Origin of the sequence: Caldisericum sp. (assembly GCF_049967455.1) — a bacterium.
In the GTDB taxonomy this organism is placed as follows: Bacteria; Caldisericota; Caldisericia; order Caldisericales; family Caldisericaceae; genus Caldisericum; species Caldisericum exile_A.
Genome location: NZ_JBMFSR010000118.1, coordinates 1 through 616, shown reverse-complemented (window position 1 = coordinate 616; position 616 = coordinate 1). Strand labels below are relative to the sequence as shown.

Here is a 616-nt window from a genome sequence, read left to right as displayed (position 1 = left end):
CTATAAAGATGGTAAACTAAACGGAGAATATATAGAATACTATAAAAATGGAAAAGTATGGATTAAAAAAAATTATAAAAATGACTATATAGATGGAGAATATATATTTTATTATGACAATGGAAAAATTGAGATTAAAGCAACCTATAAAAATGGTAATAGAGACGGAGAATATATAGAATACTATAAAAATGGAAATGTATAGATTAAAGCAAACTATAAAGGTTGTGAAAAAGATGGAGAATATACAGAATATCACGATAATGGAAATGTGTGGATCAAAGAACACTATAGAAAGGGTGAATTAGACGGAGAATATATTGTATATTATGAAAATGGTACAGTATATATCAAATCAACATATAAAAATGGCAATAGAGACGGAGAATATATAGAATACTATAAAAATGGAAATGTATAGATTAAATCAAATTATGTAGATGGTTATAAAAATGGAGAATATATAGAATACTATAAAAATGGAAAAGTATAGATTAAAGCAAACTATAAAAATGGTGAAAAAGATGGAGAATATATAATGTATCGCTGTAATGGACATATTGAGTCCAAAGCAAATTATATAAATGGTGAGTTAAATGGAGAATATACAGAATAT

Annotated in this window: 2 protein-coding genes; both read left to right on the top strand. The window is 24.8% G+C overall.

Translation table 11 applies throughout. The annotated features are described in order from the left end of the window. On the top strand, positions 1-205 hold a 205-nt coding region (locus ACP5SP_RS08095), incomplete at its 5' end, for a toxin-antitoxin system YwqK family antitoxin (RefSeq protein WP_428076574.1). Between the two features lie 66 nt (positions 206-271). Then, the gene (locus ACP5SP_RS08090) at positions 272-421 is read left to right on the top strand and encodes a hypothetical protein (RefSeq protein WP_428076572.1); all 150 of its coding nucleotides are present in this window, start codon (positions 272-274) and stop codon (positions 419-421) included. The last annotated feature ends 195 nt before the right edge of the window (positions 422-616 follow it).